The organism is Streptomyces sp. NPDC031497 (assembly GCF_055580905.1).
The window spans coordinates 224738-238011 of the sequence record NZ_JBVIKO010000008.1; the positions used below are offsets into that span (position 1 = coordinate 224738).

The 13274-nt window shown below is 72.4% G+C and carries 14 protein-coding genes; 7 read left to right on the forward strand and 7 right to left on the reverse strand.

Going from position 1 to position 13274, the window contains the following annotated elements:
- The first annotated feature begins 48 nt into the window (after window positions 1–48).
- The 4 genes from ACZ5K7_RS19025 to ACZ5K7_RS19040 are packed head-to-tail and all read left to right on the forward strand — an operon-like array spanning window position 49 to window position 4146.
- A complete protein-coding gene (locus ACZ5K7_RS19025; RefSeq protein WP_450971888.1) occupies window positions 49–804 on the forward strand; it encodes a (Fe-S)-binding protein in 756 nt (251 codons plus the stop codon).
- On the forward strand, window positions 801–2279 hold the full coding sequence (locus ACZ5K7_RS19030) for a LutB/LldF family L-lactate oxidation iron-sulfur protein (RefSeq protein WP_468914714.1): 1479 nt from the start codon (window positions 801–803) through the stop codon (window positions 2277–2279). Before ACZ5K7_RS19025 ends, ACZ5K7_RS19030 begins: the two co-directional genes overlap by 4 nt.
- Window positions 2276–2935 carry a LutC/YkgG family protein gene (locus tag ACZ5K7_RS19035; RefSeq protein WP_351703954.1) on the forward strand — a complete coding sequence of 220 codons (660 nt, stop codon included), beginning with the start codon at window positions 2276–2278 and terminating at the stop codon, window positions 2933–2935. The genes ACZ5K7_RS19030 and ACZ5K7_RS19035 overlap by 4 nt, the downstream gene beginning before the upstream one ends.
- A gap of 56 nt (window positions 2936–2991) precedes the next feature.
- The gene (locus ACZ5K7_RS19040; protein ID WP_351703957.1) at window positions 2992–4146 is read left to right on the forward strand and encodes an ABC transporter ATP-binding protein; all 1155 of its coding nucleotides are present in this window, start codon (window positions 2992–2994) and stop codon (window positions 4144–4146) included.
- 21 nt (window positions 4147–4167) lie between these two features.
- Here the strand turns inward: ACZ5K7_RS19040 and ACZ5K7_RS19045 are convergent, their stop codons facing one another.
- The 5 genes from ACZ5K7_RS19045 to ACZ5K7_RS19065 form a co-directional block, all read right to left on the reverse strand.
- Window positions 4168–4764: a hypothetical protein gene (locus ACZ5K7_RS19045; protein WP_468914717.1), complete on the reverse strand. Its 597-nt coding sequence runs from the start codon at window positions 4762–4764 to the stop codon at window positions 4168–4170.
- A 43-nt stretch (window positions 4765–4807) separates the two neighbouring features.
- Window positions 4808–5749, reverse strand: coding sequence for an ABC transporter substrate-binding protein (locus tag ACZ5K7_RS19050; RefSeq protein ID WP_468914719.1), 942 nt, complete (start codon window positions 5747–5749; stop codon window positions 4808–4810).
- On the reverse strand, window positions 5746–6417 hold the full coding sequence (locus ACZ5K7_RS19055) for an ABC transporter permease (RefSeq protein ID WP_468914721.1): 672 nt from the start codon (window positions 6415–6417) through the stop codon (window positions 5746–5748). Before ACZ5K7_RS19055 ends, ACZ5K7_RS19050 begins: the two co-directional genes overlap by 4 nt.
- Window positions 6414–7094: an ABC transporter permease gene (locus ACZ5K7_RS19060; protein WP_362571595.1), complete on the reverse strand. Its 681-nt coding sequence runs from the start codon at window positions 7092–7094 to the stop codon at window positions 6414–6416. The genes ACZ5K7_RS19055 and ACZ5K7_RS19060 overlap by 4 nt, the downstream gene beginning before the upstream one ends.
- A gap of 153 nt (window positions 7095–7247) precedes the next feature.
- The gene (locus ACZ5K7_RS19065) at window positions 7248–7820 is read right to left on the reverse strand and encodes a TetR/AcrR family transcriptional regulator (protein WP_468914723.1); all 573 of its coding nucleotides are present in this window, start codon (window positions 7818–7820) and stop codon (window positions 7248–7250) included.
- A gap of 147 nt (window positions 7821–7967) precedes the next feature.
- Here ACZ5K7_RS19065 and ACZ5K7_RS19070 point away from each other — a divergent pair, with 147 nt between their 5' ends.
- Together ACZ5K7_RS19070 and ACZ5K7_RS19075 are read left to right on the forward strand one after the other, a co-directional pair.
- A complete protein-coding gene (locus ACZ5K7_RS19070) occupies window positions 7968–8825 on the forward strand; it encodes an AAA family ATPase (RefSeq protein ID WP_468914724.1) in 858 nt (285 codons plus the stop codon).
- Window positions 8822–10192 carry a VWA domain-containing protein gene (locus tag ACZ5K7_RS19075; RefSeq protein WP_351703978.1) on the forward strand — a complete coding sequence of 457 codons (1371 nt, stop codon included), beginning with the start codon at window positions 8822–8824 and terminating at the stop codon, window positions 10190–10192. Before ACZ5K7_RS19070 ends, ACZ5K7_RS19075 begins: the two co-directional genes overlap by 4 nt.
- Before the next feature lie 12 nt (window positions 10193–10204).
- Here the strand turns inward: ACZ5K7_RS19075 and ACZ5K7_RS19080 are convergent, their stop codons facing one another.
- Window positions 10205–10531 carry a hypothetical protein gene (locus tag ACZ5K7_RS19080; protein ID WP_468914725.1) on the reverse strand — a complete coding sequence of 109 codons (327 nt, stop codon included), beginning with the start codon at window positions 10529–10531 and terminating at the stop codon, window positions 10205–10207.
- Between the two features lie 59 nt (window positions 10532–10590).
- A complete protein-coding gene (locus tag ACZ5K7_RS19085) occupies window positions 10591–12855 on the reverse strand; it encodes an MFS transporter (protein ID WP_468914727.1) in 2265 nt (754 codons plus the stop codon).
- 193 nt (window positions 12856–13048) lie between these two features.
- On the opposite strand from ACZ5K7_RS19085, the gene ACZ5K7_RS19090 reads away from it, so the two are divergent.
- A complete protein-coding gene (locus ACZ5K7_RS19090) occupies window positions 13049–13237 on the forward strand; it encodes a hypothetical protein (protein ID WP_468914729.1) in 189 nt (62 codons plus the stop codon).
- Window positions 13238–13274 lie beyond the last annotated feature (37 nt).

A 13274-nucleotide genomic window follows, 5' to 3' on the forward strand; every position in this document is an offset into this window, starting at 1 on the left:
CCGGCCCATTACCCTGCACTCATCGGATGATCGATTCTAGGAGCCGCGATGCGTGTCGCCCTGTTCCTGACCTGTGTCAACGACACGCTGTATCCGGACACGGGCCGTGCCGTGGTGAAACTCCTGACCAGGCTGGGCGTCGAGGTCGACTTCCCGATGGCACAGACCTGCTGCGGGCAGGCCCACTACAACACCGGGTACCGCCATGAGGCGGAGCCGCTGGCCCGGCATTTCTCCGATGTCTTCGGGGAGTACGAGGCGATCGTGACGCCGTCCGGGTCGTGCGGGGCGATGGTGCGCGAGCTGTATCCGAGGATGGGCGAGCGGGCCAGGGCGGAGGGGCGCGGGAGCGGTCTCGCGCTCGCGCTGGCGCCGGTGGTGCCGAAGACGTACGAGCTGACCGAGTTCCTGGTGGACGTGCTCGGGGTGACGGACGTGGGGGCCTACTACCCGCACACGGTGACCTATCACCCGACCTGTCACGGGCTGCGGAGTCTGGGGCTCGGCGAGCGGCCGCGCCGCCTGCTCCAGGCCGTGAAGGGGCTGGAGCTGGCGGAGCTGCCGGGGGCGGACGAGTGCTGCGGGTTCGGAGGGACGTTCGCGGTGAAGAACGCCGACGTCTCGGCGGCGATGGGGGCCGACAAGGTACGCAACGCCGAGTCGACGGGCGCGGAGGTGCTGTGCGCGGCCGACAACTCCTGCCTGATGCACATCGGCGGCACCATGACCCGGCTCGGCACCGGGATGCGGCCGGTGCACATCGCGGAGATCCTGGCGAGCACGGAGGAGGAGCCGGCCCTGTGAGCGGGACCTATCTGGGGATGCCGGCCTTTCCGAAGGCCGCGCACGAAGCCGTCAACAACCCGACCCTGCGCGGCAACCTGCGCCACGCCACGCACACCATCCGCGCCAAGCGGGCCAAGGCGGTCGCCGAGGTGTCCGACTGGGACACGCTGCGGGAGGCCGGCAAACAGATCAAGGACCATACACTCCGTCATCTCGAGCGCTATCTCGTCCAGTTGGAGGAGGCGGTGACGGCGGCCGGCGGTACGGTCCACTGGGCGACCGACGCCGACGAGGCCAACCGGATCGTGGCCGACCTGGTCAAGGAGACCGGTGAGACGGAGGTCGTGAAGGTCAAGTCGATGGCCACCCAGGAGATCGGGCTGAACGAGGCTCTGGAGGCCGAGGGCATCCGGGCCTACGAGACCGATCTCGCCGAGCTGATCGTGCAACTGGGCAAGGACCGACCCTCGCACATCCTGGTCCCGGCGATCCACCGGAACCGGGGGGAGATCCGGGACATCTTCCGGCGCGAGATGGGCGAGTGGGGACGCCCCGCGCCCGAGGGCCTCACCGACACCCCGGCCGAACTCGCCGAGGCGGCCCGGCTCCACCTCCGCGAGAAGTTCCTGCGCGCCAAGGTCGGCATCTCCGGCGCCAACTTCATGGTCGCCGAGACCGGCACCCTGGTCGTGGTCGAGTCCGAGGGCAACGGCCGGATGTGCCTCACCCTGCCCGAGACGCTGATCTCGGTCGTCGGCATCGAGAAGATCGTGCCGACCTGGCGGGACCTGGAGGTCTTCCTGCAGACCCTCCCCCGCTCCTCCACCGCCGAGCGGATGAACCCGTACACCTCGACGTGGACCGGCACCACCGACGGGGACGGCCCCCGGACCTTCCACCTGGTGCTCCTCGACAACGGCCGGACCGACACCCTCGCCGACGAGGTCGGCCGCCAGGCGCTGCGCTGCATCCGCTGCTCGGCCTGCCTCAACGTCTGCCCGGTGTACGAGCGGGCGGGCGGGCACGCCTACGGCTCGGTGTACCCGGGCCCCATCGGGGCGATCCTCAGCCCGCAGCTGCGGGGGACGGCGAGCGAGATCGACGCCTCGCTGCCGTACGCCTCGTCGCTGTGCGGGGCCTGCTACGAGGTGTGCCCGGTCGCCATCGACATCCCCGAGGTGCTGGTGCATCTGCGGGAGCGGGTCGTGGAGGGCGGCGAGGCGGTCCGGAACGGCAACAAGGTGCTGCTCAAGCCCGCCAAGGGGCATGCGGCCGAGCGGGCGGCGATGCGTGCGGCCCGCTGGACGTTCTCCCACCCGGCCGCCCTGCGCACCGGCCAGCGGCTCGCCTCCCGCAGCCGCCGCCTCCACCCCCGTACGCTGCCCGGCCCTGGCAGAGCATGGAGCGCGACGCGGGATCTGCCGTCCGTACCGGCGGAGCCGTTCCGGGACTGGTGGCAGCGGACCGACGGCGGAAAGAGCGGTGCGAAGTGAGCAGCAGGGAACGGATCCTGGGCCGGGTGCGGCGCGCGCTGGCCGATGTGCCGGGCGAGGACGCGCCGGTCGAGCGGGCGTATCTGCGCGAGCACGGGGAGCGGAGCGTCGCGGAGACGGTGGAGCTGCTCGCCGAGAACCTGGCGGACTACCGGGCGCTCGTGCACCGGTGCACGGAGGGTGAACTGGCCGCGCTGATCGGCCGGCTGGTCGCCGAGCGCGGGGCCGGGACGGTGGTCGTGCCGGCGGGTCTGGACCCGGAGTGGCTCTCGGCGGCCGAAGCCGAGGTGTTCCCGGACCTCGCCGAGAGCACACCGCACCAGCTCGACGGGGTCGGCAGTGTGGTCACCGGGTGTGCGGTGGCGATCGCCGAGACCGGGACGATCGTGCTGGACGGCGGCCCGGACCAGGGCCGCCGCCGTATCACGCTCGTCCCGGACCATCACATCTGTGTGGTGCGGGTTCCGGACCAGGTCGTCTCCTCCGTGCCGCAGGCCCTCGAACGCCTCGACCCGGCGCGCCCGTTGACCTGGATCTCCGGACCATCCGCGACCAGCGACATCGAACTGGACCGGGTCGAGGGGGTGCACGGTCCCCGCACCCTGGAGGTGGTGCTGGTCAGCGGCGGTCGGCCGAGCACCGAGGTCACCTCGTAGGCGTGCCGCCGCCCCTTCGGCGCGCGGGCCGCAGGGGGCGCGGCTAGCGTGAGGGAATGATCCGGTTCGAGCAGGTCAGCAAGCGGTATCCGGACGGCACGACCGCCGTGGACGGCCTCTCCTTCGAGGTGGCGGAGGGCGAACTCGTCACGCTCGTGGGCCCGTCCGGCTGCGGCAAGACCACCACGATGATGATGGTCAACCGGCTCATCGAACCGACCTCCGGCCGCATCCTCGTCGACGGCGAGGACATCGCCCGGGTCGACCCCGTTCAGCTGCGCCGCCGGATCGGCTATGTCATCCAGCAGGTGGGCCTGTTCCCGCACCGCACGGTCCTCGACAACACCGCGACCGTCCCGGCCCTGCTCGGCTGGAAACGGGCCAGGGCCCGCAAGCGCGCCGCCGAACTGCTCGACCTGGTGGGCCTGGACCCGGGCACGTTCGGTCCGCGCTACCCGGACCAGCTTTCCGGCGGCCAGCGGCAGCGGGTCGGCGTGGCCCGCGCGCTCGCCGCCGATCCCCCCGTGCTGCTGATGGACGAACCGTTCGGCGCGGTCGACCCGGTGGTGCGGGAGCAGTTGCAGGACGAGTTCCTCAGGATGCAGGCCGCCGTGCGCAAGACGGTGCTGCTGGTCACCCACGACATCGAGGAGGCGGTGCGGCTCGGCGACCGGATCGCGGTGTACGGACAGGGTCGCGTCGAGCAGTACGACACGCCGGGCGCGGTGCTGGGAAGGCCCGCCACGCCGTACGTCGCCGGGTTCGTGGGCGCCGACCGCGGGCTGAAGCGGCTGTCGGTGACCGAGATCGAGCCGGACGACCTGGAGCAGCCGCCGGTCGCCCGCCCGGCCGAGTCCGCCGAGAGCGCCGCCGCGCGGCTGCGGGCGGAGGGCGCCCGCTGGGCGGTGGTCCTGGACCCGCACGGCGACCTGCACGGCTGGGTGGGCCGGGACGAGTTGGCGGCCGGCGGCACCGTCGGCGACCTCGCGCACCGGATGACCGCGTGGGTACCGGTCGGCGCCCCGCTGAAGCAGGCTTTCGGGGTGATGCTCCAGTACGACGCCGGGTGGGTCGCGGTCCTGGACGGCTCGCGCTTCCTCGGCGTGCTCACCCCGGCCAAGCTGCACGAGGCACTGCGCCGCTCGGTGGACGCGGACGCGCGCGGCGTCTCCCGAGGCCAGGTGCCGTTCGACTCGGTCTCCGACGCCTGACCGGCGGGGCGCCGGCGTTCGTCAGCTGTACGTCATCGGGCAGCCGCGGCGCAGTGAGTGCTGGGCGGCCCGCAGGTACAGCGCGACATAGAAGGCGGTGTCCAGATCCGCGCCCCACGGCCCGGGGCGGACGGCGACCGCTTCCTCCGCCGGACCCTCCAGGAACCACATCGTCAGATCGAGGTTGTCGCAGGCCTCCGGTATCGCGTCCACGGGGAGCCGGATCGCCGCCGCCAGCCGCTCGGCGAGGGCGAGCACCTCGGGGGCGCCGGCGATCACCGTCTCGTCGGTGTAGGCGGATTCGAGGGGCAGCCGGATCTCCCGGTCGAGGGAGACCGGCACCAGCACCGACCAGCCCAGCAGCGACTCCGCTTCTCCCGGCGCCAGTTGTCGTCGGCACAGCGCGCCGAACCCGTCCATGGAGGGCACCAGCTTCTCCTCGAACGACTGCCCCGAGCCGCGCACCAGACCGGCCGCCTCGGGCACCGACTCGTACGGCGCGAGCCCACGCCTTCGCAACTCCGCGTTCAGGGCCGAGGCGACGGCACCCTTGCCGCCCTCCTCCTCGTCCTCACCGAACCACTCCTGCGCGGCGACACTCACCAGATAGATCCCCATGCCCCGGAACGTACCGCCCGGCACTGACAACGGGCACCGGCCCTCACTTCACCAGGCCCTTGTCGCGCAGATACGTGCGGGCCACGTCCTGGGCCAGCCGTCGCCAGCTGTCGACCTGCTGGTTCATGGCGGCCAGGTCGGCCGTCGTCAGGACCTCGTTGAGCTTGCCGAGCGCCTTGGTGACCCGCTCGCTGCCCGCCCGTGCGCGGTTGACGACCGGGACGACGTAGTCGGCGTTCTGCAGATGCCTGTCGTCGGCGAGCAGGACCAGGCCGAACTGGTCGAGGGTCGCGTCCGTGGTCGTGGTCAGCACCATCTGGTCCTGCCCGCTCTGCACGGCCCGCTTGGCCTGGGTGGTGCCGACACCCTTGGGGTCGACGCCGGTGATGTCGATGCCGTAGACCTTCTTCAGTCCCGGTTCGCAGTACTGCCGTTGCACGCACTCGTCACCTGCCGCGAGCCGCACCTTCAGCCCCGAGGCGCCCAGGTCGCCGAGCGTCCTGAGGTGGTGCTGCCGGGCGTAGGCGGCGGTGACCGCGAAGGCGTTCTGGTCCACCGCCCGCCCCGGGTCCAGGACCGTGAGGCCGCGCGGTGCGGCGAGGCGGCGCAGCGCCTTCATCGTGGTGGCGAGGTCGGGCGAGCCCACGGGCGGTGCGTCGGGACCGTTGGCCTTGGCGTTGAGCCAGTCGGCGAAGGTGGCCGCGTACTCGGGGACGACGTCGATCTGCCCGGACTCCAGGGCGGGTTCGTAGATCTCCCGGTTGGCGACCGTGATGAGGGAGGTCCGGTAGCCGGCCTGGTTCAGCAGCTGCGCGTACATCTGGGCGAGCAGGTCGCTCTCGGTGAATCCGGCGGAGCCGATGGTCAGATGCCGGCTGTCGCCCGGGGGTGCGGTGACCTCGCCGCGGTTCTCCAGGGCGGGGCCGGTGGTGCAGGCGGTGAGGGTGAGCAGCAGCGCGGCCGGTACCGCCGTACGGGACCTCACCGCGAGCCCCGCACCCAGACCGGGGCGAGCCGCTCGGCGACCTCGAAGACACCCTCCACGAGCAGCGCGAAGACGGCGACCAGGATCGCCCCGGCGACCACCTGGGGCGTGCTGGCCAGATTGAATCCGGCGGTGATGATCCGCCCCAGCCCTCCCCCGCCCGCCAGCGCGGCGATGGTGGCCGTGGCCACGAGCTGGACGGCGGCGATCCGCACCCCGTTGAGGACCAAGGGGAGCGAAAGGGGCAGTTCCACGTGAAACAGCATCTGTCGCCCGGTCATCCCCATGCCGCGCGCCGCCTGCACGATGCTCCGGTCGACCTCGCGCATCCCGACGTAGGCGTTGGTGAGCAGCGGCGGTACCGCGAACAGCACCAGGGCCACCACCGTGGGGCCCTCGCCCCATCGGCCGATCGGGGTGAGGAGCAGCAGGACCAGGACGGCGAAGGTGGGGACGGCGCGACCGACGTTGGAGATGTTCACGGCGAGTGCGCCGCCCTTGCCGAGGTGGCCGAGGACCAGTGCGACCGGCAGGGCGAGGGCACAGCTGATGACGAGGCAGACGACGGTGAGGACGAGGTGCTGGAGCAGCCGGTGCCCGATCCCGTCGTCGCCCGCCCAGTGCGCGGAGTCGGTGAGCCAGTCCCAGGCATCGGCGAGCGTCGTCATGCGCGGGCCGCCCGGGTCCACGGGGTGAGCAGCCGCTGGGCACCGAGCAGCAGCAGGTCGGCGGCGACGGCGATCAGCACGCACAGGACGGAGGCGGTGAGCACCTGGGCCTTGAAGTAGGTGTTCATGCCGGCGTAGATCAGGTTGCCGAGCCCGCCGAAGCCGACGATCGCGCCGACGGTGACCAGCGAGACCGCCGAGACGGTGGCGATGCGCAGTCCGGCCATCGCGGCGGGCAGCGCGAGCGGCAGCTCGACGGTGAGCAGCAGGCGGATCGGGCCGTAGCCCATGCCGCGGGCGGCCTGCCGGGTCTCCTCCGGGACGGCGCGCAGGCCGGCGAGGATGTTCCGGACGAGCAGGGTGAGCGAGTAGAGCACCAGTCCGGCGACGACGAGGGTGGCCGAGAGGCCGTAGACCGGCAGGAGCAGGGAGAACATCGCCAGGGAGGGGATGGTGTAGAGGATCGTCGTGACGCCGAGGACGGGCCCGGCCGACCAGCGCCAGCGGCGGGCCAGCACGGCCAGCGGGACGGCGATGACGAGCCCGATGAGCACGGAGACCGCGGTGAGCCGGAGGTGCTGGCCGACCGCGTCGAGGAGGATCTGCCGACGGCTGCTCAGATAGGCACCGCAGATCCACTCGTTGCGCGCGAGGCAGTCGTTCGGGGGCGCGGTCACGCGTCCATTGCATCGGGCGGCCGACATTCTCGGCGCGTTGTGGTGACCCGTCCGGGTCGTCGGCGGCGGGGCGGACCGGGGCCACCTGGGCCCGGTGCACCAGGCCTTGCCGGGTGGCGGCCGGGCCCAGCCGTGCCGTCCCCGGCAGGTGCGCTACGCCATCCCCTGCGCATCCATCAGGGCCGTCGCCGTGCCCGTGGCCAGACCGTCGTCCAGCTGTTCGATGTGGGCGCCGGCGCGGGCGCTGGCGCCGTCGAAGACCAGCATCAGCTGCCGGGCGAGGACGGCCGGGGCCGTCGCGCCGCCCTGTTCGGCCTGTTCCCGGAAGTAGCTCTCCATCCGGTCCTTGGCGTCGCGGGCCACCACGCTCGCCGGATGCTCGGGGTCCTTGAGCTCGACCAGGACGGCGAGGTACGGGCAGCCGCGGTACCCGGGGTTCCCGGAGCTCTTCTCCAGCCGCTCGAAGACGTACCGGATCCGCTCGCGGGGCGTGGCCGGCTCCTCCTCGGCGGGCGCGAGCTGGGCCTCGTACCAGGCCCTGCGGCGCTCCAGGCTGGCGGCCAGCATCTCCTCCTTGCTGTCGAAGAGCTGGTACATCGAGCGCTTCGACACCCCGGCCGACCTGCACAGCGCCTCGACGCCCACGGAGACGCCGTCGCGGTAGAAGAGGTCGGCGGCGGCATCGAGCAGCCGGTCGCGGGGAGACGCCTTGTCGGTGGTGGCCATAGGGCCGAGGTTACCTCTCGGCAGCCCATTCGGAAACCGATCGGTATACAGGGTGGCAGGAGAGGTGAACAAGCGCTTAGATAGTAATCCGGAACCGCTCCACGTGCGGTTTCCCCGATCCACGACCCTGATCAGCCGGAGGCCCCGTTGTTCACTTCCGTCGACGACGTCTCCGCCCGCCTCGCGGAGACCGGCTACCTCGCCTCCCCCGCCGTCGCCACCACCGTCTTCCTGGCCGACCGGCTCGGCAAGCCCCTCCTCGTCGAGGGCCCCGCCGGGGTCGGCAAGACCGAGCTGGCGAAGGCCGTCGCCGAGGTCGCGGGCGCCCGGCTGGTACGGCTCCAGTGCTACGAGGGCGTGGACGAGTCCCGGGCCCTGTACGAGTGGAACCACGCCAAGCAACTGCTGCGCATCAGCGCCGGCCGGGACGAGACCTGGGACGAGGCCCGCACCGACATCTTCAGCGAGGAGTTCCTGCTCCCCCGCCCGCTGCTCACCGCGATCCGGGGCGACGACCCCAAGGTGCTGCTGATCGACGAGACCGACAAGGCCGACGTCGAGGTGGAGGGCCTGCTCCTGGAGGTGCTCAGCGACTTCCAGGTGACCGTCCCCGAGCTGGGCACGGTCACCGCGACCCACCGCCCCTTCGTGGTACTCACCTCGAACGCGAGCCGCGAGCTGTCCGAGGCGCTGCGCCGCCGCTGCCTGTTCCTGCACATCGGGTTCCCGGACGAGGAGCTGGAGCGCCGGATCGTACGGCTGAAGGTGCCGGAGCTCACCGAGGCGCTCACCGAGTCCGTGGTCCGGGTGGTCGGGGCACTGCGGGCGATGGACCTGCGCAAGGTGCCGTCGGTGGCCGAGACGATCGACTGGGCCCGCACCCTGCTGGCACTGGGCGCCGACACCCTGGACGAGCAGGTCGTACGGGACTCCCTGGGCGTGATCCTCAAGCACCAGGACGACATCCAGAAGGCGGCCGCCAAGCTGGACCTGGACGCGCTGTGAGCGCAGCGGCCGAGGCTCCGGCCGACCTCGCCGACCGGCTCACCGGCCTGGTGGGGGCGCTGCGGGCGCACGGGGTGCGGGTCGGGACCGGGGAGACCGTGGACGCGGGCCGGGCGGTGGCGGCGCTGGGCCTGGCGGACCGGGAGCTGCTGCGCGAGGGGCTGGCCGCGACCCTGCTGCACGGCAGTGGCCAACGGGCCGTGTTCGACCAGGTCTTCGACCTCTACTTCCCGCGCGGGGTGGGCGGACCCGGCGCCGAGTCCGCCGACCGGGACGAGTTGCGGGAGCGGCTCGCGGCCGCACTGGCCGACGACGACACCGCGCTGCTGCGGCAACTGGCGGCGCAGGCGGTGGACGGCCTGGGCGGGTACGGGAGTTCGCCGGGCTCGGACGGCTGGTCGTCGTACCAGACACTGGACCGGCTGCGGCCGCAGACGCTGCTGGCACGGGTGCGGGCGGACCTCCGGGCGCGGGGCACGGATCCGGGGTTCGCGGACCGGCTGCTGGACGACGAGATCCGGCGGCGGATCGAGACGTTCCGGGGCATGGTCGCGGCGGAGGCCCGGCGCCGGGTGGCCGAACGGCGCGGACGGGACGAGATCGCCCGGCGGGCGGTGCCGCCGAGCGCCGACCGGGTGGACTTCCTGTTCGCCGGGCGGGATCAACTCACCGAACTGCGCAGGGCTGTTCAGCCGCTGGCCCGCAAGCTGGCGACCCGGCTGGCCGCGCGCCGCCGCCGGGCCGCGCGGGGCACCATCGACCTGCGCCGCACGCTGCGCGGTTCGCTGTCCACGGGCGGGGTGCCGATGCGGCCGGTGCTGCGCCGGCGCCGGCCGGTCCGGCCCGAACTGGTGCTGCTGTGCGATGTGTCGGGCTCGGTGTCGGGGTTCTCGGACTTCACGATGCTGCTGGTGCAGGCGCTGCACGACCAGTTCAGCAAGGTCCGGGTGTTCGCCTTCGTCAACCGGATCGACGAGGTGACCGGCCTCCTCGAACACGGCCGGGCCGATCCGGAGGGGCTCGGCGCCCGGATCCGCGCCGAGGCGACGCTCACCGGCTGGCACGGCAGCAGCGACTACGGGGTGTCGCTGGGCGAGTTCGCGGAGCGGTACGGCGCGGCGGTGGGCCCGCGCAGCACGGTGTTCGTGCTCGGTGACGCCCGCACCAACAACCTCGACCCCAACCTCGCCGCCGTCCGCCGGATCGCCGGACAGGCGCGCCGCGTCTACTGGTTGAACCCCGAGGCGCGCTCCCTGTGGGGCACGGGCGACTCCGCGGCACCCGACTACGCGGAGCTGGTCGAGATGCACGAGTGCCGTACGGCCCGCCAGCTGAGCGCCCTGATCGCGCGCCTGCTGCCGGTCTGACGCCGGGCCGGTTCACGGCAGCGGGCGCCGTCGGGCCCGCACGGCGGCGACCGGCCCCGCCTCGCCCCGCGCGGCGGCCGCCCGTTCGGTGCGGCGGACGGCGAACAGCGCGTACGCGTAGGCGAGATCGAGCAGGAAGCAGGCGATGCGGAGGTGGTACATCAGTGCGCTGTCGTAGCGGGGGTGCAGGTGCGAGGCGGCGTCCGGGCGTGGTGGGACATGCAGGGCGCTGACCATGAAGAGGGCGGCACAGGCGGTGCCGAGCATCTTGTCGGCCGTGGTGCCCAGGGACTGGCCACGGGTTGACGTAGCGACGCCTCCGTCGTGCTCCGTGCCCACTCCGGCACGGCGCCGGCCTCGGGCGCGGGGCCGATCGTCGGGTTCGGCAGGACGGTGAACTACGCGCTGGGATGGGCGAGTTCGATGTCGTGGTCGTGGATGTCGGCGCCGGAGACCAGCACCCCGGCGGCGTGCGGCGGGTAGCCGGTCGCGATGACGGTGTACGAGCCGGTGTCCAGGTCGGAGAAGGCGTACCCGCCGTCCTCCCCGGTGGTGGTCGTGGCGACGACGTTGCCGGCCACGTCCACCAGCGTGACCCGGGCGTCGCCCAGCGGACCCCCGACGCCCCGGACCGTGCCGCGCACATGGGCACCCGGCCGCAGCTCGACCTCGACGCGGGAGATCCCGGTTCCGGCGATCTCGACGGGCAGGGCGAGCGGCCGGTGCTTGGGTGAGCTGACGGCGAGGGTGACGGTGCCCGGCACCAGGTCGCCGACCGCGAACTCGCCGAGCCCGTCGGTCTGCTGGGTGGCGAGCACGTCCCCGCGCACATCGGTGACGACCACCACGGCCCCGGCGACCGGCGCTCCGCTGTCGGCGGCACGCACCAGTCCGGCCAGGCCGCTGGTGCCGCTGAGCAGCACGTCGTAGGCGACCGGTCCGGTGCTCACGACCAGGGTGGTGGCCTGCGGCCGGCAGCCGTCGGCGGAGGCTATGAGGACGTACGTCCCCTCGCCGGGCGCCGCCACGGCATAGCGGCCCTCGGCGTCCGCGACCGCGCGGCCGAGCTGGCGGCCGCCGAGGGAGATCAGGGTGACGGCCGCCCAGCCGACACCGGTTCCGTCGGCGCCGCGCACCCGTCCGTGCACCTGGACGCCGTCGTCGGTGAGGGAGACGGTCACCGGGGCTCCTTGCACGCCCACCGGTGATTCGGGCGCAGGTTCAGGCGCGGCGCCGGCCGCCGCGACCGGCTTCCGGCGCGGGATGAACGCGGCCACCAGCAGTGCGAGGAGCGCCGCGCCGGAACCGACCGCCATGACCACCTTGAAGCCGTTCTCGGAGGGCACGGTGACACCGCCGAAGACGTTCGTCATCTGGGCCAGGATCACCCCGGCGACCGCGCTCGCGGTCGACGTACCGATGGACCGCATCAGGGTGTTGAGGCTGTTCGCGGCGGCCGTCTCGTGCGGGTCGACGGCACCCATGATCAGCGCGGGCATCGCGCCGTAGGCGAAGCCGATACCGGCGCCGACGATGCAGGAGACCAGCACGAGCTGCCAGACGGCGTCCATCAGCACGATGTTGAGCCCGTACCCGGCGGCCACGATCACCGCGCCGCACATCAGGGTGATCTTCGGGCCGAAGTTCCTGGAGACGAGCGCCGACACGGGCGCCATCGCCATCATCACCAGGCCGGTCGGGGCCATCACCAGGCCCGCGTCGAGCAGCGACTTGCCCAGCCCGTAGCCGGTCGCCTCAGGCAACTGCAGGAGCTGCGGAAGCACCAGGGACATCGCGAACATGGAGAACCCGAACGCGATCGAGGCGAGGTTCGTCACCAGGACCTGACGGCGGGCGGTGGTGCGCAGGTCGACCAGCGGTTCCCGGGTGCGCAGCTCGTAGAAGCCCCAGGCGAGCAGGACCACCACGGCCGCCCCGAACAGACCGAGCGTGGTGCCGCTGCCCCAGCCCCAGTCGGCGCCCTTGGAGATACCGAGCAGCAGACAGACCAGGCCGGCCGCCATCCCGAGGGCGCCGAGCAGGTCGAAACGGCCGCCGGTGCGCACCTTGGACTCCGGCACCACCAGCATGACCAGCACGGCGGCGACGACGCCGAGCGCGGCCGAGGTCCAGAACAGCACATGCCAGTCGAAGTGGTCGGCGATCAGCGCGGCGGCGGGCAGGCCGAGCGCGCCACCGACGCCGAGGGAGGCGCTCATCAGGGCGGTGGCGGAGCCGAGCCGTTCGGCGGGGAGTTCGTCGCGCATGATGCTGATGCCGAGCGGGATCACGCCCGCGGCCAGACCTTGCAGCGCGCGGCCGACGATCATCGGCACGAGGGTGTCGCTCAGCGCGGCGGTGACCGAGCCGACGACCAGCATGACCAGGCTGGTCAGCAGCATCAGCCGCTTGCCGTACATGTCGCCGAGCCGCCCCATGACGGGTGTGGCGACGGCGGCCGCGAGCAGGGTGGCGGTGACGGCCCAGGCCGCGTTGGACGCCGAGGCGTCGAGCAGCTTCGGCAGCTCGGGCACGATGGGGATCACGAGGGTCTGCATCAGCGAGACCACGATCCCGCCGAAGGCCAGCACCGCGACGACCGCGTTGGTCCGCGGCGCGGCGGACTCCCCTGCCTCTATCGGCCGGGGCTGTGCGTAGGACATGGTCGAGCCTCCGTAGGGCCACTCGAGTCTGCACGACCCTCCCGAATGTAAGTCACTTGATTTACTTAAGCAAGGACAGCCGGGTTCGGTGCGACGGAGATGAAGGCCGCTCAGCCCGGCTCGAGCACCGGCGAGTTGGGGCGACCGGCCGTCCGCCGCGGACAAGCGGGCCGCCCCGGTGAAAGTCCTCCTCGTGCGGCCCGCCGCGATCCGGGAGTTCACCTTCCGGGGCCGGGTCCGCGTCTTCCGCGCCGTCGACCTGGGCTCCGGCGGGGAGGGCGGCCGGGATAACGACATCTGCCTCTCCGTGCCGGATGCCAAGTGGGCGACGTACCGCCCGGTCTTCGACAACGTGAGGGACGGGTTCCGCACGAGCGGCTGACCGCTCGGCAACCGGAACGTTCGACCGCTAGGTTGGG